Genomic DNA, 22618 nt, shown 5'->3' with positions numbered 1-22618 from the left:
CGGCCTGTTTTTTTAACGTTTTTTACCAAAAGCGGCGGCGAGGGCATCACCCATAGCGCTATTGCCCGAAGGCTTATTATCGCGCGCCCGGGGTTTTTGCTGCTGCGCCGGGCGGGAGGCAGGGCCGCCTGCGCTGCGGCGCGGCGTACTTTCGCCCGGTTGCTCATCAAGCCGCATCGTCAGTGCAATGCGCTTACGCTGCAAATCCACTTCCAGTACTTTGACCTTCACGATATCACCCGCTTTCACCACCTTATGCGGATCGTCGATAAACTTGTCCGACAGTGAGGAGATATGCACCAGTCCGTCCTGATGGACGCCGATATCCACGAAAGCGCCGAAATTAGTCACGTTAGTCACCGCGCCTTCCAGCACCATGCCCGGCGTCAGATCGTTAAGGGTTTCCACTCCTTCGGCAAACTGCGCGGTTTTAAACTCAGGACGCGGATCGCGGCCCGGTTTTTCCAACTCTTTGATGATGTCGCTCACCGTCGGCACGCCGAAACGCTCGTCGGTGTAATCCACCGCTTTCAGATTACGCAATTCATTGCTGTTGCCCATCAAATCGCGCAACGACTGCCGGGTGGCGGCCAGGATCCGCTCAACGATGGGATAGGCTTCCGGGTGAACGGTAGAAGCGTCCAGCGGGTTATCGCCGTGGTTGATACGCAAAAAGCCTGCGCACTGTTCAAAGGCTTTCGGCCCCAGGCGGCTGACTTTCAACAACTGCTGGCGATTCTGGAACTGGCCGTTTTCATCGCGCCAGCTCACGATATTCTGCGCCATCATGCGCGTCAGCCCGGCCACGCGGGTTAACAGCGGCACCGATGCGGTATTCAGGTCCACGCCCACGGCGTTTACGCAGTCTTCCACCACCGCATCCAGTTTGCGCGCCAGCTGTGACTGGCTGACGTCATGCTGATACTGGCCGACGCCGATGGATTTTGGATCGATTTTCACCAGCTCCGCCAGCGGGTCCTGCAAACGACGGGCGATAGAAACCGCGCCGCGCAGCGACACATCCAGATCCGGGAATTCCAGCGCCGCCAGCTCGGAGGCGGAATAAACCGATGCGCCTGCCTCGCTGACAATCACTTTCTGAGCGGTGATTTGCGGATACTGCTTCTGCACGTCGAGGAAGAAACGTTCGGTTTCACGGGACGCGGTGCCATTACCGATCGCCACCAGTTCGACGTTGTGTTTGGCGCACAGCGTGGCAACCGCCACGGCGGCTTTAGCAGCCTGGCCGGTGTGAGGATAAATGGTATCGGTGGCGACCAGTTTGCCGGTGCCGTCAACGACCGCCACTTTTACCCCGGTGCGCAGGCCGGGATCGAGACCCATAGTGGCGCGCAGCCCGGCAGGTGCCGCCATCAGCAGGTCGTGCAGGTTACGGGCAAACACGTTGATGGCTTCTTCTTCGGCGCGTTCGCGCACGGTGCTCATCAACTCCGTTTCCAGATGCATCAATACCTTAATGCGCCAGGTCCAGCTCACTACCGCGCGACGCCAGCTGTCAGCCGGGGCGTTGTTCAGGCGTAAGCCCAGATGATCGATAATGATTTGCTCGCAGTGGCTTTCACGCGGCGGCTCATCGAACTGCGGATCGGCATTCAGCGCCAGTTGCAGCACGCCTTCGTTGCGGCCCCTGAACATCGCCAACGCGCGGTGCGAAGGAACGGTTGCAATCGGTTCATGATGGTCAAAATAATCGCGGAATTTTGCGCCTTCCTCTTCTTTACCACTGACTACACTCGCCACCAGATGGGCGTTTTTCCACAAATAGTCGCGGACTTTCGCCAGCAGCGCAGCGTCTTCGGCGAAACGCTCCATCAGGATATAGCGCGCGCCGTCCAGCGCGGCTTTGCTGTCGGCCACGCCGTTATCGGCATCGATAAATTTTGCGGCTTCGGTCTCAGGATCGTGAGACGGCGTGTTCCACAGCAGGTCCGCCAGTGGCTCAAGGCCCGCTTCAATGGCGATTTGCCCGCGGGTGCGGCGCTTAGGTTTATACGGCAGGTATAAATCTTCGAGTTCGGTTTTGCTGAGCGTGCCGTTGATGGCGGAGGCCAGCTCCGGGGTGAGTTTCCCTTGCTCTTCAATCGATTTGATAATCGACTGGCGGCGCTCTTCCAGCTCGCGCAAATAGCCCAGACGCGTCTCAAGTTGACGCAATTGCGTGTCGTCCAGACCGCCGGTTACTTCCTTACGATACCGGGCGATAAACGGTACGGTGTTCCCTTCATCAAGCAGGCGAACGGCGGCGGCGACCTGTTCGGCTCTGGCCTGAAGTTCACCGGCGATAATACGGCTGAGTGAATCATTCATCATGGCAATTTCATCTGTTGGATGCGAAAATTTCAGGGCACAGTTATACGGATTGCCGGATGAAAATGCCAGTCGCCGCATGATGCTGCCCTGGATTCGGACTGTTCCGTTTATGTTTAATTAACCGAGAGTGAACGCGTGGCGACCAAACTGATTACCCGCGAAGGGTATAACAAGCTTAAGCAAGAGCATGACTATCTCTGGAACGAGAAACGCCCGGAAATCACCAAAATCGTCTCCTGGGCGGCGAGCCTCGGCGATCGCTCCGAAAATGCTGACTACACCTTTAATAAACGCATCCTGCGCCAGATTGACCGGCGGGTGCACTTCCTGCGCAAACTGATGCCGCAGCTGCAAATCGTTGATTATTCACCCCAGCAAGAGGGCCGGGTGTTCTTTGGTGCCTGGGTGGAAATTGAAAACGAAGCGGGGGATGTGAAAACCTTTCGCATCGTCGGCCCGGAAGAGATTTACGGCGAGCGCAAAGATTACATCTCCATCGACTCACCGATGGCGCGCGCCATCCTGAAAAAACAGGTCGATGAAGAGTTTGTGGTAAAAACCCCGGAAGGGGAAAAAATGTGGTTTGTGAACAGTATTCGCTATGAGAAAGGGGAAGGGCAGTAATGCAGATACCTGGAGGATGAACTCCAGGTATTGATGTTAACCGTTCACATTATCCAGCGGCCATGAATCGAAAAGGTAGCCGTCGAAGTAGATATCATCCACGTTAGAGAACTCCAGCAGCCGCAGTTTGACGTTTTCCAGGTGCTGCCACATCGCCAGCTTGGCGGCTTTAGCGTCTTTCTTGATCAGCGCCGCCAGGATCTGTTTATGGTCCGACAGCCACTCTTTGCGGTAGCGGGTGTTATCCAGATGGCGGTGAAGCTGGCTCCACATTGGGTTATTCTCGCGCCATTGCCAGGATTGTTTGAACAGCTCCACCAGCATGCTGTTATGGGTGGCTTCGGCAATCGCCAGGTGAAACTGCATATCGCCGCTCTCGGTTTCATCCGGCGCATCGGATGCCAGTTCCTGTTCTTCCAGCAGCAGCGCCTGGCGCATTTTAACGATATCTTCCCGGGTCGCCTGTAGCGCGGCGAACTCGGCGATATTGCTCTCCAGCAGTTGGCGCGCCTGGAGCAGTTCAAACGGCCCGGCATCGTTGCACTGCGCCGCAGCGGCAGGGGTGTTTGCTGGCGCTGTAGGCGTAGAAATGACAAATATGCCTGCGCCGCGCCGCACCTCAATCAGCCCTTCGATTTCCAGCATGATCAACGCTTCACGCACGACGGTGCGCGTCACGTTGAGCATGTCGGCAATTTCCCGTTCCGGCGGCAGCCGCTCGCCGATAGCGTACTGTTTCTGCTCAATCATATTGCGCAGCATCACGCCGACTTCCTGATAAGGGCGCTGTTGAGTGGTATTTGATTTCATTGCGTTACTGTCAGAATGATTCGGTGGCGAACGGCGTCGAAAACCGTCCGTAATTGGCCTGACTATAGCATATCAACCTACTGAGTCAGTGAAGAAACAGGCCGCGTCAGTAAGCCGACGGGCCTGTTGAAGGCTTACTTATTCAATGCTGCAACCGCCGCGCGTGCGCCGCTGGCGTTCAGTTGCTGCAATGCCGCCACAACGGCGGCAACAAACGCGGGATTCGCCGGTAAATCCTGACCGAAAATCGCGCTCAAACCGAGCAGTGCCTCTACGCGCTGTTCGACGCTGGCATGAACATCGACAGCCTGATAGTCCGCCAGCAGCGGGTCCACCACATCAATGGCGTTACCGTACTCATCCACGCCTGCCACGTAGCGCATCCAGCCCGCCACGCCCAGCGCCAGGTGCGACCAGTTATTACCCTCGGGCAGATGGCGGCGGATCGGGTCAAGCATACGCTGCGGCAGCTTCTGACTACCGTCCATGGCGATTTGCCAGGTGCGGTGGCGCAGCGACGGATTGCTGAAGCGTTCGATTAGCAAATGGGCATAGGCGTCCAGATCGGTGCCTTGCGGCATGGAGAGCGTCGGTGCCTGTTCGCGCAGCATCAGCGCCAGCGCCGCGTCGCGATAATCCGGATTAGTCATGGTGTCGGCGATGGTCTCGTAGCCACCCAGATAACCTAAATACGCGAGGAAGGAGTGGCTGCCGTTGAGCATCCGCAGCTTCATCATTTCAAACGGCACGACGTCTGCGACAAACTGCGCGCCCACACGGTCCCACTCTGGGCGACCGTTAACGAAGTTATCTTCAATCACCCACTGGCGGAACGGCTCGCAGGCAATGGCACACGGGTCGTAAACACCCAACTGGCTGGCGATGTCGTCCAACGTCTCCGCCGTGGCGGCAGGAACGATGCGGTCAACCATGGTGCATGGGAAGGTGACGTGGGTTTCGATCCAGTCGGCCAGCGCGGCGTCGCGCGCTTTCGCCAGCCCAAGCACGGCGGCGCGCGCCACGTGTCCGTTTTCCCGCACGTTATCGCAGGACATCACGGTAAACGCCTTCAGCCCCTGTTCGCGGCGCAGGCGCAGCGCTTCAACGATATAGCCGATAGCGGATTTTGGCTGGTCGGGATGGGCCAGATCGTGCTGGATCAGCGGGTTGTTAAGGTCGAGTTCACCGCTGGCGGCCTCGGTGCAGTAACCTTTTTCCGTCACGGTCAGCGAGACAATGGCGGTTTGCTCGCGCGCCATCGCCGCCAGAATACCTGCACAGCCATCAATCGCCGGGTGCAGCGCTTCTTTCATCGAACCGATAATTTTCAGCTCGGTGCGCTGCGCGCCCTTTTCCGCCACGGTATACAGCAGGTTTTGCTTTTTCAGGTTTTCGATCAGTACCTGGTCGTTGCCGGGCATCAGATTAACTTCGCAGATGCCCCAGTCGCTGTCGGACTGCTCCAGCAGATGATGGGTATACAACGCCTGATGCGCACGGTGAAACGCGCCGCAGCCAAGGTGAACAATCCGGGATGACAGACGTGCGTTATCCCACAGCGGACGCGCCACGGGCAGCGTGCTGTTAGCAATAGTCGGTTCCATTTTAAACTCCGGGCAGTGGGCCTGCCTGAATGCAAATTTGAAGAGGAGACAGGGCGCAGCGGATGCCGCGCCCTGAGAAGATTTACTGACTGAAGAAAGCGCGCTGGATTGCCAATTCCACGCCGCGGACTTCTGCCAGGCCTTTTAAGCGGCCAATGGCGGAGTAGCCGGGGTTGGTCTTTTTCTTTAAATCATCCAGCATCTGGTGGCCGTGATCCGGACGCATCGGGATCAGGTCATCCACGCCTTCGGCTTTACGGCGATGCTCTTCTTCAACGATGGCTTTTACCACTTCGTACATGTCCACATCGCCAGCCAGATGCGCGGCTTCGTGGAATGTTTTCGGGTTATCTTCGCGCATCGTTGAACGCAGGTGAGTGAAGTAAATACGCGGGCCGAACTGTTTGATCATATCCACCAGATCGTTGTCGGCGCGCACGCCATAGGAGCCGGTGCACATGGTAAAGCCGTTCGCCATGCTGGCGACGGTATCCACCATCCATTGCATGTCTTCAATGGTGGAAACAATGCGCGGCAGGCCGAGGATCGGGCGCGGCGGATCGTCCGGATGCACTGCCATACGGACGCCAACCTGTTCGGCGACCGGGATAATGCCGTTCAGGAAGTAGGCGAAGTTTTCACGCAATTTGGCTTTATCAATATCCGCGTAGCGTTCGAGATGCTTGCTGAACTGCTCAAGGGTGTAACCTTCTTCCGCGCCCGGCAGTCCGGCGATGATATTGCGGGTCAGGCGCGCTTTGTCTTCATCGCTCATGGCGGCGAAGCGGGCATTCGCCTGCTCAACTTCTTCAGCGGTGTAGTCCGCTTCCGCGCCAGGGCGTTTCAGCAGGTGGATTTCGAACGCAGCGAATTCGATTTGATCGAAGCGCAGGGCTTTGGAGCCGTCCGGTAGCACATATTCCAGGTCGGTACGGGTCCAGTCCAGCACCGGCATAAAGTTGTAGCAGATGGTATAGATCCCGCATTCAGCCAGATTGCGGATCGACTGTTGGTAGTTTTTGATCCACAAATCGTACTGGCCGCTGTGGGTTTTGATGTCTTCGTGGATAGGAATGCTTTCCACCACGGACCACACCAGCCCAGCCTCTTCCACGATGGCTTTACGCTTGAGGATCTCGTCAACCGTCCAGACTTCGCCGTTGGGAATATGGTGAAGGGCGGTGACCACGCCTGTCGCGCCAGCTTGTCGGACATCTGAAAGCGTTACCGGATCGTTGGGCCCGTACCAGCGCCATGTCTGCTTCATGCTTTACCTCTGCTCAGTCTTCGGGATGCCGTCAAGGCATTTCGCCAGGGATGTATTGGTTGACCACCAGGGCGAGTTAATCTATCTATGTCGACATAGTGGTGTAACAACTCTATTTGTTGGCATACAACTTCGTCTAAAAACCACAAAAAGTCAATGTGTGGAGATGAATTGGTTAACCGTGTCACAGTTTGAATGGCCATGTTAAACGCGTGTTACACCAGTAAAAAAGCCGATCGGCACCGCACCATTGAATATTGGTCAACCAATTTTAAGGGCCGTTAAGGTCTAAACTGAATCCGAATTGCGTTACTTTTGCTAAAAACAGTGGCGTGATGGCAGCGAGAGGTGACGAAATTGTGATGAAATAGGCAGATAACCTGCTGTTAAATATGCTTTGTAACAATTTCGACTAGAATATATACCAGTTAAGTCTGGTGGTCAGCGCAGCCTTTTTTAGAATACGTGTAGTTAAAAATGGCTTCATCGTGTAAACACGCGTGTCCGTTTTGCCGATATGAGTATTCGAACCTTTGGGAGTTAAATCGATGCAAGAGAATTATAAAATTCTGGTAGTGGATGACGACATGCGCCTGCGCGCATTGCTTGAGCGTTATCTTACCGAGCAAGGCTTCCAGGTTCGTAGCGTGGCGAACGCTGAACAGATGGATCGCCTGCTGACCCGTGAATCTTTCCATCTGATGGTGCTGGATTTAATGCTGCCGGGCGAAGATGGCCTGTCTATATGCCGTCGTTTGCGCAGCCAGAGTAACCCCATGCCGATCATTATGGTGACGGCAAAAGGCGAAGAGGTCGATCGTATTGTGGGCCTGGAAATTGGCGCTGACGATTATATCCCGAAACCCTTTAACCCACGCGAACTGCTGGCGCGTATCCGTGCGGTACTGCGTCGCCAGGCGAACGAACTGCCAGGCGCGCCATCCCAGGAAGAAGCGGTTATCGCTTTCGGTAAATTCAAACTCAACCTCGGCACCCGCGAGATGTTCCGCGAAGACGAGCCGATGCCGCTGACCAGCGGTGAATTTGCGGTGCTGAAAGCGCTGGTGAGCCACCCGCGCGAACCGCTGTCCCGCGATAAGCTGATGAACCTGGCGCGCGGTCGCGAGTATTCCGCGATGGAACGCTCCATCGACGTGCAGATTTCCCGCCTGCGCCGCATGGTGGAAGAAGATCCGGCCCACCCGCGCTACATCCAGACCGTCTGGGGGTTAGGCTACGTCTTTGTTCCGGATGGCGCTAAAGCATGAAGCGACTGCGCTTCTCGCCGCGTAGCTCGTTTGCCAGAACCCTGTTGCTCATCGTCACCTTGCTGTTCGTCAGCCTGGTGACGACCTATTTAGTGGTGCTGAATTTCGCCATTCTGCCAAGTTTGCAGCAGTTCAATAAAGTCCTGGCGTACGAAGTGCGTATGCTGATGACCGACAAGCTGCAACTGGAAGACGGTACGCAACTGGTAGTGCCGCCTGCCTTTCGGCGTGAGATTTACCGTGAGTTGGGGATCTCGCTGTACTCCAATGAAGCGGCGGAAGACGCTGGCCTGCGTTGGGCGCAGCACTACGAGTTTTTAAGCCAGCAAATGGCGCAGCAACTGGGCGGCCCGACGGAAGTGCGCGTTGAGGTCAATAAGAGCTCGCCGGTGGTATGGCTCAAGACCTGGCTTTCGCCCAACATCTGGGTGCGTGTCCCACTGACGGAAATCCATCAGGGCGATTTCTCCCCGCTGTTCCGCTACACCCTGGCAATTATGCTGCTGGCGATAGGCGGCGCGTGGCTGTTTATCCGTATTCAGAACCGACCGCTGGTAGACCTTGAACACGCGGCGCTTCAGGTGGGCAAGGGAATTATTCCGCCGCCGCTGCGCGAGTATGGCGCGTCGGAGGTGCGCTCGGTGACCCGGGCCTTTAACCATATGGCGGCAGGTGTGAAGCAATTAGCCGACGACCGCACCCTGTTGATGGCGGGCGTCAGCCATGATTTACGCACGCCGCTGACGCGCATTCGTCTCGCGACGGAAATGATGAGCGCGGAAGATGGTTATCTGGCGGAGTCGATCAACAAAGATATTGAAGAGTGCAACGCCATCATCGAGCAGTTTATCGATTATCTGCGTACCGGCCAGGAGATGCCGCTGGAATTGTCGGATCTGAATGGTGTGCTGGGCGAAGTGATCGCGGCGGAAAGCGGCTATGAGCGCGAGATCGAAACCGATCTCCAGCACGGCGTGATTATGGTGAATATTCACCCGTTATCCATTAAACGCGCGGTGGCCAATATGGTGGTTAACGCGGCGCGCTACGGTAACGGATGGATTAAGGTGAGCAGCGGCACCGAGCTTAACCGCGCCTGGTTCCAGGTCGAAGATGATGGCCCCGGCATCAAGCCCGAGCAGCTTAAGCATCTGTTCCAGCCGTTTGTGCGCGGCGACAGTGCCCGCAGCACCAGCGGTACTGGCCTCGGTTTAGCCATCGTTCAGCGTATTGTTGATAATCACAACGGCGTGCTGGATATTGGCCGTAGTGAGCGCGGCGGGTTGCGGATACGAGCCTGGCTACCGGTGCCCGTAGCGCGGATCGCGCATCCGGTGAGAGAAAGCTAGTTCCCGGCAAATAGCCTGCATAAAAAAACCACCCTCGGTCACCCAGGGTGGTTTTTTGTTTTAGAGCAGACTCAACTTACAGTTTCGGCCCTGCGCTCACCAGCGCTGCGCCAGCAGGCGTGTCGGTATACTTCTCGAAGTTAGTCATAAACAGCTTCGCCAACTGAGTGGCTTTTTCCTGCCACTGTTCCGGTGAGGCGTAGGTATTACGCGGGTCGAGAATATGGGTATCGACGCCCGGCAGCGTGGTGGGGATCGCCAGGTTAAACATCGGCAGATTAAAGGTTTCGGCGTCATCGAGGGAGCCATCGAGAATGGCGTCGATAATCGCGCGGGTATCTTTAATCGAGATGCGTTTGCCGGTACCGTTCCAACCGGTATTTACCAGATACGCCTGCGCGCCAGCGGCCTGCATGCGTTTCACCAGCACTTCCGCGTACTGCGTTGGATGCAGCGACAGGAATGCTGCGCCAAAGCAGGCAGAGAAGGTTGGCGTCGGCTCGGTCACGCCGCGCTCGGTGCCGGCCAGTTTGGCGGTAAAGCCAGACAGGAAGTGGTACTGAGTCTGGTTAGCGGTCAGGCGCGATACCGGCGGCAACACACCAAAGGCGTCGGCGGTGAGGAAAATCACCTTAGTGGCATGGCCCGCTTTGGAGACTGGCTTAACGATGTTTTCGATGTGGTAGATCGGGTACGACACGCGGGTGTTTTCAGTCTTCGAGGCATCGTCAAAATCAATCACCCCGTCTTCGCCGACGGTGACGTTCTCTAACAGCGCGTCACGGCGGATGGCGTGATAAATATCCGGTTCTGCTTCTTCAGACAGACGAATGGTTTTGGCGTAGCAACCGCCTTCGAAGTTAAACACCCCGTCGTCGTCCCAGCCGTGTTCGTCATCGCCAATAAGACGGCGTTTCGGGTCGGTAGACAGCGTGGTTTTACCAGTGCCGGAAAGGCCGAAGAACACCGCAACATCGCCTTTTTCACCCACGTTCGCCGAGCAGTGCATCGAGGCGATGCCTTTCAGCGGCAGCAGGTAGTTCATGATCGAGAACATCCCCTTTTTCATCTCGCCGCCGTACCAGGTGCCGCCAATTAGCTGCATCCGCTCCGTCAGGTTAAACGCGACAAAGTTCTCCGAGTTCAGCCCTTGCGATTTCCAGTCAGGGTTAGTGCACTTCGCGCCATTCATTACCACGAAATCGGGTTCGAAACCTTCCAGCTCTTCGTCAGTGGGGCGGATAAACATGTTTTTGACGAAGTGCGCTTGCCAGGCCACCTCGGTGATAAAACGCACCGAAAGTCGGGTGTCGGCATTCGCGCCGCAGAACGCATCGATGATAAACAAGCGCTTACCGGATAGCTGGCGGGTAACTAACCCTTTGAGATGTTGCCAGGTTTCAGGCGACAGCGGCTTGTTGTCATTTTTTCCTTTGCCATTATCCGCCCACCACAGGGTGTCACGTGTCGTGTCGTCGCGGACGATATATTTATCTTTTGGCGAACGGCCAGTAAAGATGCCTGTATCGACTGAAACGGCTCCCAGATTAGTCAATACGCCACGCTCGTAGCCTTCCAGTTCTGGATTAAGCTCTTCGCGATACAGCGTATCGTAATCAGGGTTGTAGACCACGTCCTGGGCGTCGTTAATACCATAAGCCTTGAGATCTTGCGGGGTTAAACCTTTAACGCGCATATCACTTCTCCTTAGCCAATTTGTACTGCCTGAAATTGTAGGGTTGTTTGTAACATGTTAACCGGGACGTGCTTCATAGATTTACGTATCGACGCTTTTAAAACAGCGGAAAATACTGTGATTCAGCTCACGACGCGGGATAGAGTAGCGGAGGAGTGTATAACGGAAAGAGGAAAATGTTCTGATTATGTTAATGAACGGAAGCGGTAATATGACAATTTGTGAGTGTAAGCGCTTTCTCAAAGGTAAATTTTATGAAAGATAAGAGTGTTTTTATGGACGAATCGATTTTGCAATCTGGTGCGAGGGGAGTGGAAAATAGCGAGCGCCTGATGTCACAGGCGCTCGAAGTGGTTTTAGTGGATTTGCGGGTCCGCCGGTGAGGCGTTATTGCGGATCGCGGCAATATCCATGGCATCGAACAGATAGTGCGTACCGCAGTAATCACAGTGCATGTCGATCTCGCCATCTTCCGCCAGAATAGTTTCAATCTCTTCATCCGGCAGGGTTTTCAGCGCGCCAGCGCAACGCTCGCGAGAGCAGGTGCACTTAAATTCCACATCCTGCGGGTCGTAAAGCGTCACTTCTTCCTCGTGATACAGACGCCACAGCACGTCGTTAGCCGGTAAAGTAAACAGCTCTTCCGCTTTGATGGTTTCAGTCAGCGTTGCCAGGTGATTAAAATCGTCCGCCTGGGCATTCTGCGCGGGCAGAACCTGAAGCAGCATACCGCCCGCCGCGGGCTGGCCATCAACGTCACCGGTGCGAATAAACAACCGCGTCGGCAACTGCTCGGAGCGCAGGAAGTAATCTTCCAGGCATTCCGCCAGGGTATCTCCTTCCAGCCCTACTACGCCCTGATAACGCTCGCCTTCGGCAGGCGTGATGGTGATCACCAGGTAACCGTTGCCCACCAGGGTTTTCAGAGAGGCATCGGCTGGCACCTCGCCCTGTACGCGGGCAACGCCGCGCATTTGCTGATCGTTATTACCGTTAATAACGGCCAGGTTCATCGGACCATCGCCCTGGAGTTGCACAGTAATATCCCCTGCGAACTTCAGCGTGGCGGTCAGCAGGCTGGTCGCTACCAACAGCTCGCCCAGCACGTTTTTAACCGGCTGGGGGTAGTCGTGGTTTTCCAGAATCTGCTTCCAGGTTTCTGAAACGGTAACCAGCTCGCCGCGCACGGCATAGTTTTCAAACAGATAGCGATGTAATTGGTCGTGTTGGGCCATAATAGTCTCTCTTGCGGGCGACGGTTATTCGTCGTCACCGTATTTAAATTTGATCAAATCACGACGCTCTTTCTTATCCGGGCGGCGTTCCGGATGCGGCATCGTGAGCGCATTCATTTTGCGGGCAAGCGCCAGCTTTTCGCGGTTTTCCACGCTTTGCGCCGTCTCTTCATACAGCAGCACGGCTTCACTCGCCGGGCGACGCTGATCGGTGATCCTTTTTACGATAACGGTGCGCTGATCGTTGCCCTGACGCAGAACAATCTCTGCGTCCAGTTCCACGTTTTTGCTGGGGCGGGTGCGTTGTCCGTTGTAATGCACCTTTCCGCCTTCAATCATTTCACGCGCTATCGCGCGGGTTTTATAAAAACGGGCCGCCCATAACCATTTGTCCAGGCGTACCTCAGACGGCGCTTTCTCTTTCATGGTCGTCACCTGTTTTGCAATGAGGGTGCAATGCGGGGATTAACCGACGGTAGTCATTCAGCGCGGCGTGGCGCTGATACGCTTTCTCCGCCACGCCAGAGTCAGGATTGGTTACGCCGAGGCAATAACGAATGCCAAACTGCGCAGCCGCATCCAGAATCGGTTCGCTGTCGTCAATAAACAACGTTCGCGCCGGATCGAGACCGGTATGCGCTTTGACGGCTTCCCACAACCGCTGATCCTCTTTCGGATATCCAAATGTGTGGGTGGAAAGTAATAAATCAAGGTGCGAAGCCAGCCCCGTGTACTCCAGCTTCACCGCCAGATTATGGGGATGGGCGTTGGTCAGCAAAATACGGCGTTTGCCGCAGGCTTTGAGTGCATTCAGAAAAGGCACCGTATCGTCGCGCAGTATCGCGCGTGGGCCTTGCTGTGTGGTCATCGCACAGATATCGAGGCCAAGCCGCTCGCTCCAGTAATCCAGACAGTACCAGTTTAGCGTATGCTGGACGGCGTGATATTCCTGGCGAATATACTGATGCGCTTCTTCCAGCGTGATGCCGCGCAGTTCGCTTAAGGTCTCTGGCACCAGGTGCTGCCAGAAATGGTTATCGAACGCTAAATCCAGCAGGGTGCCGTCCATGTCCAGTAACACAGTATCGACATCTGGCCAGGCGATATCTTTATGCATGAGTCATCTCAGCCTATCAAAAAGTGACGACAGGGTAGCATAAACCCGTCGCCACTCTATTACTCAGGGGAGATGCTGCACGTCGGTGGAGGGAACCAGCTCCTGGTTGAAGCAACTGGCATAATACTGCTGGATGTCCGCCAGCCGGGAGCGCTGGCGCTGCCAGCGACGGATCGCCTGTACGCCGTTATAGAGCGTACAAATAATCATGGCGAACAGCAGCAGCGTAGTGCTGACATAACGCCATAACCCTGCGCTGTCCGGGATGCGGTGCAGTGAAACATGCTCGGTGCCGTTGGCGTCGGTACGGATGCTGGTGATCACCCCTTCCGCGTGGAACGGGGTCTGCATTAGCATCTCCGCCAGCCGCTGAAATTCTTTCCACTGCTGGTGGGCCGGGTAATCGTATAACGACATCGGCGGCAGCGGCTGATCGACTAAATCGCCGCCTTCTTCACTGATAATCATAAAGCCGCCGGGTGCCGGGCTGTTCAGCGACTGGGCCGCGCGGTTGGTTTCACGGATAAAGAACGGCGCGGTAGAGGTGGTGACCAGATTATCCAGCGATTCGGCGCTTACCGGGCGCAACAGCACGTTCACGCCATCCAGTTTTCCGCTGCTGGCGCGTTTAACCAGCGCTTCCCAGTCTTTGGTATTGCCCAGGTTGATCAGCGCATTTTTAAGCCGAATGCACTCATCGTCTGCGGTACACAACGCCTGAGTTTTCAGCACGATTTCCGCGAAGTCATCCAGCAACACCATGCCGGATTTCTGAATCGCAGAGCGCAACTGCGGATTCACTTTGGAATCATTTTCCTGTGGATGAAGCTGGCGGTTAACCGCTTCGGTCAGCGCCGTGGCGTTATTGACGATCTCCGATTCAGGCAGCGGCAACGGTCGTGCGGAGTTCCAGATAATCTGTGAGCAATCGAACGGCATAAACGGATAGTTCTGGCGCGGAGAATAGGTGCCGGGCACGTGAATATTACACATGCCGGTGCCAGACACTTTCAGCGTGTCGCCCACTTTTAACCCTGATTTTTGCAACTGCTCCACGCTGGTGGCTTCAACCGTCTGGGCACCTTTCAGCCATGAGACGGTCAGTTTGATCGGCATATCTAGCGGTACCCAGAACAGCAGCATCATCAGGACCAGAAAAGCAGCGCCGCTCAGTATCAGGCTACGCAGCCAGTGTTGTAGCGGGAAGTTTTTCACCTCCTCATGGAGCGATAAAAAGCGCCCCTGGCGAACGACACGGCGATCGAGATAAATATCGATATCCGTTTTCTGGCCTAAATCGTAATGCGTAAAGGGCTGCCAGTGCGGCGGATACACCAAATCGACGATGCCCAGCGAAATATTGTTGATCTGTTCCTGATCGGATTCGCCGAACAACCCCCAGCGCTTCGGCGTACCACGCAGGCAGTGAATTTCGCGCAGCGTGTTTTTGGCGGGCGGCGCGAATAATCCCCACAGCCCCGCAGCCAGTAGCAGAACGCCGCCGCCGGCAAGCCAGGGGATTAACACATCCGGTGCCACCAGGCAGCTGAAAAAGAAAAAGAAAGAGACGCCAATCAACAGGGCTTCGCGCAGGCCGTCCGGGCGGCTCAGGGCGTACTCTTCACGGGTTTCCTGGCGAATGTTCAGTAATTCGATCTGCTCGCTTTCTTCACCGCGAATAGATGCCTGGGTACCGGTTACGCGTTCAAGCGCATAGCTGCCGGTATCCTGATGAGAGTTCAGTAGCGTGTGGCCATTCAGCGAGATCACCAGCGGGCGAGTTTCGGTGCGGATAAACTCGACGTTATTATCATCGGTGATGTACTGCTCCCAAAACGGGGGCAAATGCACTTCCACCGAGTCGAGGTAGTAACGCCACTTGTTCGGATCATCGGTGGATAAGCCATAGCGGGTGATGGCGCGCGTCACCGCATACACGGTGTTGCTTTGCGGCGTTAGCGTTAGCGTGCCGGGCGACTTACTGGAGCCTGTCGGGGCGGGCGCACTTTCCGTTTGGGTCAGGGACTCCAGATAGTTTTCAACGGCGCTGCGTTCTTCCGGCGTAAGCTTACGCGAGGCCGCGCCAGCAAAAGCCTGCAGCAACGGCAACGCACGGCGTTGCCCCAGGCGATGCCTGAAAATCAAACCGACAGCTATCCCTAAAACCAGCACCGTCACTAAAACCGTCAATAAGGTGCCCATGCGTTCCCCATAACCAAAAAATTCTTCAATTTCACGCGCGAAGGTGAACTGTAACAAAAATTATTGCCAGTGAGTATTTATCGACGACTGTAGCGCAAACAGCCCTTTTTGCAGGCTCTGCCGCGACGATTCAGAATAACAGCAATAGCGCCGCTGAATTATCAGCAAATTCTTAGCAGGATTTCAAACCTGGCGACATCGTCATTGTGGATGATACCCGCAGGAAAATGACAAAAGTGTAAATAACAAACAATTAACATTGCTCAAACTGTGTTGGATATCGCACAATATTGTCATTCTCCCTATTTCATTCTCCATACGATGAGTAAACCACTACAAAAACCCACTATTTTGCGTGTTGAAACCGTCGCTCGTTCGCGCTTGTTTAATGTCGAAACGGTAGATCTGGAGTTCAGCAACGGCGTGCGTCGGGTTTACGAACGGATGCGCCCCTCCACGCGCGAGGCGGTGATGATCGTGCCGATTATTGACGACAGTCTGGTACTGATCCGGGAATACGCGGTGGGGACGGAGTCTTACGAACTGGGCTTCTCGAAAGGGCTTATCGATCCGGGCGAGACGGTTTTTGAAGCCGCGAACCGCGAGTTGAAAGAGGAGGTAGGGTTTGGCGCGCACCAGCTTACATTTCTGAAAAAGCTGACTATGGCACCGTCCTACTTCTCCAGCAAAATGAATATCGTGGTGGCGGAGAATCTTTACCCGGAATCCCTGCAAGGGGACGAGCCGGAGCCGCTGCCAAAAGTGTACTGGCCGTTAAATGAGATGATGGCGCTGCTCGACGATCCTGATTTCAACGAGGCGCGTAACGTTAGCGCGCTGTTCCTGGTGCGTGAATGGTTGAAGGCGCAGGGAAGGATGTAGCCTGCAAATGATTAAGGCCCTGAAAAGGGCCTTAATTTTTAGTACCGCCGTTTAAAACAGCTCGTGGGTTTCACCGTTGTCGATGATAGTTGTCCCCACCTCATGGATTGCATGCTGTGTCGGCTGCGTCCCTTCAATGAAGTACTCTTCGCGGCTGTTGCCGCCGTTCGCCAGTTGCCCCGTGCTGCGATCGATATTGACGCTGATAATGCCCGGCGGCGGCGTTAGCGGCTCTTCCGGTACGCCTTCCAGAATCGATTTCATAAACGCATCCCAGGCAGGCTGTGCGCTTTTCGCGCCTCCCTCGTAGCCGGAAATCTGATCTTTGATCGCGCCAGATGCGGTGGTGCGGCCTAAATCGCGGCGGTGATCGTCAAAGCCAATCCACACTGACGTCACTACGCCAGGACCGTAACCGGAGAACCAGGCATCTTTGGAGCTGTTGGTGGTGCCGGTTTTACCGCCGATATCCTTACGCTGGAGATCGCGGCCTGCACGCCAGCCGGTGCCTTGCCAGCCGGGCTCGCCAAAGATGTTGGTATTCAGCGCGCTTTTCATCAGGAACGCCAGCGGCGTATTGATTACGTGCGGCGCATATTCCTGCGGCTGGCTTTGTGCCACCAGCGCACGGTTCACCTGCTCCAGTTGCGGCATCGGCACGGTGGCGTTTTGCTGCTCCTGAGACACGGCGACATCTTCGACATTGTTATTATCCAGCACGTTCGATTTCGGGGTTTCGCCATAAATCACCGGCAAATCGCATTCCGGACAGGCGATTTTCGGTCTGGCTTCGAAAATATTGTCCCCCTGCTCATTAACAATTTTGGTGATGAAATACGGGTCTACCAGGAAGCCGCCGTTGGCCATCACCGCATAACCGCGCGCCACCTGCATCGGCGTAAAGGACGCGGAGCCCAGCGCCAGCGATTCAGTATGGACAATGTTTTGCGCCGGGAAGCCGAAGCGTTGCAGATATTCCGCCGCATAATCCACGCCCATGGCGCGCATGGCGCGCACCATCACCACGTTTTTCGACTGGCCTAAACCCTGACGCAAACGAATCGGGCCGGCATATTCCGCCGGGGAGTTTTTGGGCCGCCAATCAGAGCCCGCGCCCGCATCCCAGCGAGAAATCGGCACATCGTTAAGGATGCTTGCCAGAGTCAGCCCTTTATCCATCGCGGCGGTATAGAGGAACGGTTTGATGTTCGAACCGACCTGACGTAGCGCCTGAGTAGCGCGGTTGAACTTGCTCTGGTTAAAGTCGAAGCCGCCCACCAGCGCCAGCACTGCGCCGTCGCGCGGGTTGAGCGACACCAGCGCGGAATTCACATCCGGCACCTGCGCCAGCCACCAGCTTTCATCGACCTGGCGTACCCAGATTTGCTGGCCCGTCTGGAGTACGTCGGTGACCCGGCGCGGCGTTGGCCCCTGGGCAGTATCGGAACGGTAAGGACGCGCCCAGCGCACTCCCGTCATTTTCAGCGACACGCTGGAACCATCAGCCAGTAGCGCGGTGGCTTCCTCAGCGCTTGCCTGCGTCACCACGGCGGCACGCAACGGGCCATAGCCGGGCAGGCCTTTCAGGGAGTCGATAATTTTTTTCTGATCCCACGCCGCTTCGCCGACCTTCCACAGCACGTTAGCCGGGCCGCGGTAGCCGTGGCGCATGTCATAGGCCAGAACGTTATCGCGTACCGCCTGCTGCGCGGCCTGCTGATCTTTGCGTTTAACGGTGGTGTAAACCTTGTAACCGTCTTCGTAGGCTTTCTCGCCGTAGCGGCTCACCATCTCCTGGCGCACCAGTTCAGCGAGGTAAGGGGAGGAGAACGCGATTTCCGGCGCGTGATAGTTGGCGTCAATGGTTTCACTACGCGCCGTGTCGTGCTGCTGCTGCGTGATATAGCCTTCGTTCAACATCCGCGCCAGCACCACATTACGGCGCGCGGTGGCACGATCCAGTGAATACAGTGGGTTATAGGTTGATGGCGCTTTCGGTAGCCCGGCAATCACCGCAATCTCGCTGAGGGTCAACTGATCGACGGTTTTACCAAAATAGACCTGGGCGGCGGCCCCGACGCCATAGGCGCGATAGCCGAGATAAATCTTGTTGAGATACAGCTCAAGAATGTCGTCTTTGTTCAGCAACTGCTCAATGCGGATCGCGAGGAACACCTCTTTGATTTTACGCATTAATTTGCGCTCAGGGCTCAGGAAGAAGTTACGCGCCAACTGCTGGGTAATGGTACTGGCCCCTTGTGAGGCATGCCCTGAAAACAGCGCCACGCTGGTGGCGCGGAAAATCCCCACAGGGTCGACGCCGTGATGTTCATAAAAGCGGCTGTCTTCGGTCGCGATAATCGCTTTAACCAGTTCAGGTGGGATTTGGTTGAGCGTTAACGGGATACGGCGCTTTTCGCCAAACTGCGCAATAAGTTCATTATCCGCGCTGTAAACCTGCATGGGGATCTGCAAGCGTATGTCTTTCAGCGTCGCGACGTCGGGCAGTTGCGGCTCAACATATTTGTACAAACCATAAATCGAGCCTGCTCCCAGCAGGATGCAACACACTGCAAGGATGAATAAATACTTTACGAACTTCACCGAGGATTTCTCACCAGATTTCAATTGGGCAGTTTATAAACAACAGCTCGGTAGTATAAAGGCAAGCCAGAAGCATTGATATGTCCTTTTCATTAACAGGGCCTGCAAGGAGTGCGTTATGGTGAGTCGCGTATGGAAAATTGGTCTTCATATTCAACAGGATGGCGTAAGGGCCGTTGCGGTGCAGCGCCGCCGGGGCGGCTGGCAGCTCAAAAAGTGGTGGTATTTCCCCCTTGTCACCGCCACCGATAATCACGGCGTAATCATCAGCAGCGAGCCGTTAATTCAGGCGCTACACACGCTGCGTGCCGAACTGCCGGCGCAGCACCATGTGCGCGTCGCGTTTCCGGCCAGGCGCACCTTGCAACGCACCATGCCGTTGCCTGGCCATCTTTGCGAGTCTGAGTGCCAGGGCTATGTCACCGCGGCGACAGCAAAAGTATTGCAGATGGCACCAGACAGCCTGTTCTCCGATTACTACCCGGACGCAGCGCGCAAGACGCTCTTCGTCACGGCGGCGCATCGTCAGGAAGTGACGGGTGTCATGGCGCTGGTGGAGCGTGCCGGATTTTCTCATTACACGCTCACCCCCGATGCCTGCGCATTAACCAGCTTTTTCTCTTATGCCGCGCCGCACATTCAGGGCATTGCCGCCTGTGACGGCGAGCAGTGGCTCTGGGCGACGCGGGAACGCTGGGGATGCCAGCCTGAAGGCGGTCTCGGCAGTCTGGTAGAGACGCTTTCTGTTCCCCCATCGCAGTGGCTTTGCTGCAACGGCGAACCGCAAGACGGCGTAGCTTCCTGCGAACCCTGGCGCTGGCTGACATGGGTACATCCGCCAAAAGCGCCTGACGAATGGCGTTTTGCCGTGGCGCTCGGCCTGGCGATGGGGAGTTACCCATCATGAGCGGACTGATCAACCTTCTTCCCTGGCGCGCGCAACGGTTAAAACAGCGGGCAATATTTTGGGCCAGCCTGTTTCTGGCGGGCATCATCAGTATGGTGGCGGCATGCGGCGTCTGGCGCGGGTATATCGAACACCGCCTCGCGCAGTTGCGGTTAGCGCAACCCTCACCCCAACAGTTTCAAACGCTACGCGGTGACAATGCCCGGCAACGCAAGCGGCTGGAAGAACTGGCGGCTGTGCATCAACAACGGCTGGCGGAGCTTCAGCATCAGGCCACTTTTCAGCGCTGGGGGCAGCGGCTGGAACAGCTCGCCTCTGGCCTGCCTGATGCAATCTGGTTCAATGCGCTGCGTTTTGACGCCGGGCGGCTGGACATCACCGGTAAGTCTTTATCGGCGGAGGCGTTAAGCCAGTGGGCGGAGACGCTAAAAACGCTGCCAGGCTCGGGAGTATTGCGTCAGGGCGCGACGACGCGCGATGGCGACGCCGGCTGGCAATTTCACTGGACGCTAACGCTGGAGCCTGACGATGCGCCGACTCCTTGAGCAGTGGCTGACGGCTGATGCCAGGCTGCGTATCGCCACGTGGGCGGCTGCGATGCTGTTGTTGATGGCGCTGTGCGGGTTAGGGGGCATCCGTCCTGGCTATCAGGCGCTTGAGCAGCAGCGCATCAGCCTGGCCGCCAGCGAGCAGGCAATAAAAGAACAACAGCGCCAAAAACGTGCACTCGACAGGCAACTCAATGCGGCGCAACGCAATTTGCCGGCTCTGGTATCAGTGAATTTCTCTGCGATGACGACAGGGAAATTACCCGGCATAACGCTGGAAAAGTGGCAGCCCGAAGGCGAATTCGCCGAGCTGGTGCTGCGCAGCAAGTGGCTTGCTGTCCCTGCGCTGTTTCATGCCTTGTCCCGCACCGACGCCCGCTTAAAAAGCTTCTCCCTGACGTCAGGGGACGGCGTACTGAGCGTCACGCTGCGGCTGGAGGCGGACCATGAAAAATAGCTTCGCGGTCATGTCGCTGATGTGTTGCCTGGCGGTGGACGCTGCGCCCCGCGATCCCTTCCAGGCCCCCATTAATAACTGCCCGTATGCGCAATGGGAGACATGGCGCTTTCACGGGGCGGTGGGAAACGCATCGTCCATCAAAGCATTGATTGAAAGCCCGGAAGGTAAATGGCTGCGGGTGAGCCCCGGCCAGACCTTATCGTCAGAGTTACAGGTTAAGGAGATCACTGCGGCCGCTATAATTATAGCCATCCCTGCCGCGTGTGATAAAGGCGAGATTCGCTGGCAACGCAAGGAAAAATTCAATGGCAAGGATGTGCAGATTAGCCGGGCTGATGCTGCTCCCGCTGAGCGCGCTGGCCGTAAAACCGGCAAATAATATTTCTCTGGTGGTTGATGACGTGCCTGTCCGCCAGGTTTTGCAGGCGCTGGCGGAAACAGAAAGGCAAAACGTGATTATCGCGCCTGACGTAGCGGGCGACGTGACGCTGCATCTGGTGAACGTTCCCTGGCAGGTGGCTTTTCAGACCGTGGTGGATATCAGTCAGCTCCACTGGCGTAAGGAGGGCAATATCCTGCGGGTTTATCCGGCGGAATGGCAACAGCGCCAGCAGCAGGAACAGGAGCAGGCCCGTTTACAGCGGCTCACTAACCAACCGCTGAACACCCGAATGGTGTCGCTGCGTTACGCCGATGCGACAGAACTGGCGGCGGCAATGACGGCGCAGGGTGACAAGTTACTGGGCCCGAAAGGCAGCGTGATGGCGGATAAACGCACCAACCGGCTGCTGATCGATGACAACAGCGCGGCGCTGAAAAAGATAGACAGCTGGATTGCCAGCATGGATATCCCGGTGGGCCAGGTTGAACTCTCGGCGCATATTGTCACCATCAATCAAACCAGCCTGCGCGAACTTGGCGTGAAGTGGAGTTCGGCGGAGGGCGAGGGCAAAGAGCGGCTTTATCGCCCCAGCGCAATATCTGCGGACCTGTCAGTGCCGAACGCCTCCACGCGGATTGGTTTTAACGTCGGGCGGATTAACGGCAACATGCTTGATATTGAGCTCTCGGCGCTGGAGCAGAAACATAAGCTGGAAATTATCGCCAGCCCGCGTTTGCTGGCCTCGCATCAGCAGCCCGCGAGCATCAAGCAGGGCAGCGAGATCCCTTATCAGGTCTCCAGCGGCGAAAGCGGCGCGACGTCGATTGAATTTAAAGAGGCAGTGCTAGGGATGGAAGTGACGCCGACCATTCAGCCCTACGGCAGGATCAGGATGAAGCTGCGCATCAGCCAGAATATGCCAGGACAAGTGCTGAAGCAGGCGGATGGTGAAGTGATGGCGATTGATAAGCAGGAAATTGAAACTCAGGTGGAAATAAAAGACGGCGAGACCATCGCCCTCGGCGGCATCTTCCAGCAGAAACGTAAAGGTGGTAAAGACACGGTGCCCTTGCTGGGAGACATCCCGCTGATAGGCGGCCTGTTTAGCTATGACGGGAAAGATGATGAGCGGCGGGAACTCGTTGTGTTCATCACGCCACGGCTAATCGCGCCAAAGGCTTAGCGTTCTTATATTGTCGATTTCACGTTTTTATTCGGTCGGGCGTTTGACGTCAGACTCGAATTAGCATACAAGGAGTACCGATTTGAGTGTCAGCCCAATTCAGTACTCCCGATGGCGTTTTTCCCGCCAGCTCATCGGGCGCGGTAATT

The 22618-nt window shown here is 56.1% G+C and carries 19 protein-coding genes; 9 read left to right on the top strand and 10 right to left on the bottom strand.

Going from position 1 to position 22618, the window contains the following annotated elements; genetic code table 11:
• Window positions 1-12 precede the first annotated feature (12 nt).
• Window positions 13-2331: a Tex family protein gene (locus RT120_RS08880; protein ID WP_312981930.1), complete on the bottom strand. Its 2319-nt coding sequence runs from the start codon at window positions 2329-2331 to the stop codon at window positions 13-15.
• A 135-nt stretch (window positions 2332-2466) separates the two neighbouring features.
• Here RT120_RS08880 and greB point away from each other — a divergent pair, with 135 nt between their 5' ends.
• Window positions 2467-2955 (top strand): transcription elongation factor GreB, encoded by a 489-nt coding sequence (gene greB, locus RT120_RS08875; RefSeq protein WP_125292573.1) that lies wholly within the window; start codon window positions 2467-2469, stop codon window positions 2953-2955.
• 36 nt (window positions 2956-2991) lie between these two features.
• Here the strand turns inward: greB and uxuR are convergent, their stop codons facing one another.
• The 3 genes from uxuR to uxuA all read right to left on the bottom strand — a co-directional run bounded on the left by uxuR (window position 2992) and on the right by uxuA (window position 6636).
• Window positions 2992-3765: a Uxu operon transcriptional regulator gene (uxuR, locus tag RT120_RS08870; RefSeq protein WP_312981924.1), complete on the bottom strand. Its 774-nt coding sequence runs from the start codon at window positions 3763-3765 to the stop codon at window positions 2992-2994.
• Window positions 3766-3899: 134 nt separating this feature from the next.
• Window positions 3900-5369: a fructuronate reductase gene (locus RT120_RS08865; protein WP_312981922.1), complete on the bottom strand. Its 1470-nt coding sequence runs from the start codon at window positions 5367-5369 to the stop codon at window positions 3900-3902.
• Between the two features lie 82 nt (window positions 5370-5451).
• Complete coding sequence (gene uxuA / locus RT120_RS08860; RefSeq protein WP_312981921.1) at window positions 5452-6636, bottom strand: mannonate dehydratase; 1185 nt, start codon at window positions 6634-6636, stop codon at window positions 5452-5454.
• 548 nt (window positions 6637-7184) lie between these two features.
• Between uxuA and ompR the strand changes: the two genes are divergently transcribed.
• Window positions 7185-7904, top strand: coding sequence for a two-component system response regulator OmpR (gene ompR, locus RT120_RS08855; RefSeq protein ID WP_006177890.1), 720 nt, complete (start codon window positions 7185-7187; stop codon window positions 7902-7904).
• Window positions 7901-9253 carry a two-component system sensor histidine kinase EnvZ gene (gene envZ, locus RT120_RS08850; RefSeq protein WP_312981919.1) on the top strand — a complete coding sequence of 451 codons (1353 nt, stop codon included), beginning with the start codon at window positions 7901-7903 and terminating at the stop codon, window positions 9251-9253. Before ompR ends, envZ begins: the two co-directional genes overlap by 4 nt.
• A 76-nt stretch (window positions 9254-9329) precedes the next feature.
• Here envZ and pckA read toward each other — a convergent pair whose 3' ends face one another.
• The 5 genes from pckA to RT120_RS08825 form a co-directional block, all read right to left on the bottom strand.
• Window positions 9330-10949, bottom strand: a complete 1620-nt coding sequence (pckA, locus tag RT120_RS08845; RefSeq protein ID WP_312981918.1) for a phosphoenolpyruvate carboxykinase (ATP) — start codon at window positions 10947-10949, stop codon at window positions 9330-9332.
• Window positions 10950-11305: 356 nt separating this feature from the next.
• The gene (hslO, locus tag RT120_RS08840) at window positions 11306-12184 is read right to left on the bottom strand and encodes an Hsp33 family molecular chaperone HslO (protein ID WP_312981917.1); all 879 of its coding nucleotides are present in this window, start codon (window positions 12182-12184) and stop codon (window positions 11306-11308) included.
• A gap of 24 nt (window positions 12185-12208) precedes the next feature.
• A complete protein-coding gene (hslR, locus tag RT120_RS08835; protein WP_312981915.1) occupies window positions 12209-12610 on the bottom strand; it encodes a ribosome-associated heat shock protein Hsp15 in 402 nt (133 codons plus the stop codon).
• The gene (gene yrfG, locus RT120_RS08830; RefSeq protein ID WP_312981914.1) at window positions 12588-13301 is read right to left on the bottom strand and encodes a GMP/IMP nucleotidase; all 714 of its coding nucleotides are present in this window, start codon (window positions 13299-13301) and stop codon (window positions 12588-12590) included. The genes hslR and yrfG overlap by 23 nt, the downstream gene beginning before the upstream one ends.
• A gap of 63 nt (window positions 13302-13364) precedes the next feature.
• Window positions 13365-15503, bottom strand: coding sequence for an intracellular growth attenuator family protein (locus RT120_RS08825; protein ID WP_312981912.1), 2139 nt, complete (start codon window positions 15501-15503; stop codon window positions 13365-13367).
• A gap of 321 nt (window positions 15504-15824) precedes the next feature.
• On the opposite strand from RT120_RS08825, the gene nudE reads away from it, so the two are divergent.
• Window positions 15825-16385: an ADP compounds hydrolase NudE gene (nudE, locus tag RT120_RS08820; RefSeq protein WP_312981911.1), complete on the top strand. Its 561-nt coding sequence runs from the start codon at window positions 15825-15827 to the stop codon at window positions 16383-16385.
• A gap of 51 nt (window positions 16386-16436) precedes the next feature.
• On the opposite strand, the gene mrcA is transcribed toward nudE, so the two are convergent.
• Window positions 16437-18989, bottom strand: a complete 2553-nt coding sequence (gene mrcA, locus RT120_RS08815; protein WP_312981909.1) for a peptidoglycan glycosyltransferase/peptidoglycan DD-transpeptidase MrcA — start codon at window positions 18987-18989, stop codon at window positions 16437-16439.
• Window positions 18990-19107: 118 nt separating this feature from the next.
• On the opposite strand from mrcA, the gene RT120_RS08810 reads away from it, so the two are divergent.
• The 5 genes from RT120_RS08810 to hofQ are packed head-to-tail and all read left to right on the top strand — an operon-like array spanning window position 19108 to window position 22469.
• A complete protein-coding gene (locus tag RT120_RS08810; protein ID WP_312981907.1) occupies window positions 19108-19896 on the top strand; it encodes a hypothetical protein in 789 nt (262 codons plus the stop codon).
• Window positions 19893-20441 carry a PilN domain-containing protein gene (locus RT120_RS08805; RefSeq protein WP_312981906.1) on the top strand — a complete coding sequence of 183 codons (549 nt, stop codon included), beginning with the start codon at window positions 19893-19895 and terminating at the stop codon, window positions 20439-20441. The genes RT120_RS08810 and RT120_RS08805 overlap by 4 nt, the downstream gene beginning before the upstream one ends.
• A complete protein-coding gene (locus RT120_RS08800) occupies window positions 20425-20901 on the top strand; it encodes a hypothetical protein (protein ID WP_312981904.1) in 477 nt (158 codons plus the stop codon). Before RT120_RS08805 ends, RT120_RS08800 begins: the two co-directional genes overlap by 17 nt.
• On the top strand, window positions 20891-21283 hold the full coding sequence (locus RT120_RS08795) for a HofP DNA utilization family protein (protein WP_312981902.1): 393 nt from the start codon (window positions 20891-20893) through the stop codon (window positions 21281-21283). Before RT120_RS08800 ends, RT120_RS08795 begins: the two co-directional genes overlap by 11 nt.
• On the top strand, window positions 21219-22469 hold the full coding sequence (gene hofQ, locus RT120_RS08790) for a DNA uptake porin HofQ (protein ID WP_409515035.1): 1251 nt from the start codon (window positions 21219-21221) through the stop codon (window positions 22467-22469). The genes RT120_RS08795 and hofQ overlap by 65 nt, the downstream gene beginning before the upstream one ends.
• Window positions 22470-22618: the final 149 nt, after the last annotated feature.

This window comes from Atlantibacter sp. (assembly GCF_032062175.1).
Classification (GTDB): domain Bacteria; phylum Pseudomonadota; class Gammaproteobacteria; order Enterobacterales; family Enterobacteriaceae; genus Atlantibacter.
The sequence above is the reverse complement of the archived record's forward strand: the minus strand, read 5'-3'. Positions and strand labels throughout refer to the sequence as shown.

Coding starts and splice junctions, on each gene's coding strand:
- hofQ (WP_409515035.1), top strand. CDS start 21,219: ATGTGCAGATTAGCCGGGCTGATGCTGCTCCCGCTGAGCGCGCTGGCC.
- ompR (WP_006177890.1), top strand. CDS start 7,185: ATGCAAGAGAATTATAAAATTCTGGTAGTGGATGACGACATGCGCCTG.
- RT120_RS08805 (WP_312981906.1), top strand. CDS start 19,893: ATGAGCGGACTGATCAACCTTCTTCCCTGGCGCGCGCAACGGTTAAAA.
- nudE (WP_312981911.1), top strand. CDS start 15,825: ATGAGTAAACCACTACAAAAACCCACTATTTTGCGTGTTGAAACCGTC.
- hslR (WP_312981915.1), bottom strand. CDS start 12,610: ATGAAAGAGAAAGCGCCGTCTGAGGTACGCCTGGACAAATGGTTATGG.
- RT120_RS08865 (WP_312981922.1), bottom strand. CDS start 5,369: ATGGAACCGACTATTGCTAACAGCACGCTGCCCGTGGCGCGTCCGCTG.
- RT120_RS08810 (WP_312981907.1), top strand. CDS start 19,108: ATGGTGAGTCGCGTATGGAAAATTGGTCTTCATATTCAACAGGATGGC.
- yrfG (WP_312981914.1), bottom strand. CDS start 13,301: ATGCATAAAGATATCGCCTGGCCAGATGTCGATACTGTGTTACTGGAC.
- envZ (WP_312981919.1), top strand. CDS start 7,901: ATGAAGCGACTGCGCTTCTCGCCGCGTAGCTCGTTTGCCAGAACCCTG.
- uxuA (WP_312981921.1), bottom strand. CDS start 6,636: ATGAAGCAGACATGGCGCTGGTACGGGCCCAACGATCCGGTAACGCTT.
- RT120_RS08880 (WP_312981930.1), bottom strand. CDS start 2,331: ATGATGAATGATTCACTCAGCCGTATTATCGCCGGTGAACTTCAGGCC.
- pckA (WP_312981918.1), bottom strand. CDS start 10,949: ATGCGCGTTAAAGGTTTAACCCCGCAAGATCTCAAGGCTTATGGTATT.
- RT120_RS08795 (WP_312981902.1), top strand. CDS start 20,891: ATGAAAAATAGCTTCGCGGTCATGTCGCTGATGTGTTGCCTGGCGGTG.
- hslO (WP_312981917.1), bottom strand. CDS start 12,184: ATGGCCCAACACGACCAATTACATCGCTATCTGTTTGAAAACTATGCC.
- RT120_RS08825 (WP_312981912.1), bottom strand. CDS start 15,503: ATGGGCACCTTATTGACGGTTTTAGTGACGGTGCTGGTTTTAGGGATA.
- uxuR (WP_312981924.1), bottom strand. CDS start 3,765: ATGAAATCAAATACCACTCAACAGCGCCCTTATCAGGAAGTCGGCGTG.
- RT120_RS08800 (WP_312981904.1), top strand. CDS start 20,425: ATGCGCCGACTCCTTGAGCAGTGGCTGACGGCTGATGCCAGGCTGCGT.